Origin of the sequence: Mesorhizobium sp. M00.F.Ca.ET.216.01.1.1, assembly GCF_004010325.2 — a bacterium.
GTDB lineage: Bacteria > Pseudomonadota > Alphaproteobacteria > Rhizobiales > Rhizobiaceae > Mesorhizobium.
Genome location: NZ_SADR02000419.1, coordinates 1 through 311 on the forward strand (window position 1 = coordinate 1; position 311 = coordinate 311).

Genomic DNA, 311 nt, shown 5'->3' on the forward strand with positions numbered 1-311 from the left:
CCAAGCTGTAGTGTCTGTAAACTCCGCTTCGGTCAACCAAGTATGCCAGACCGGCGACCCGGTTTCGCAGACAGTGACGTCATCCGGAGGCGCCGCTCCGCTTGTGGTGATCGGCGGCGCATCCAAAATAAGCGGAGCCCCGTCATTTTCGACGGCCTCTCCTGCTTTCGATGGGACAGACACGGCAGGCTCCCGGCTGATTGTTGGCTATAAGATCTACAACAGCAGCCCTGTAGACCACACTATCGACAGCGCGGGGGACGGAGGAAATGGTTCTTCTCTGTTCAGCGCTTATTTGGAGCTGACATGAA

1 protein-coding gene is annotated in these 311 nt (G+C 56.9%); it reads left to right on the forward strand.

The features are described from left to right. Positions 1-310: hypothetical protein (locus EN859_RS38895; RefSeq protein WP_210237778.1), on the forward strand; the 310-nt coding region annotated here is incomplete at its 5' end. Position 311: the final 1 nt, after the last annotated feature.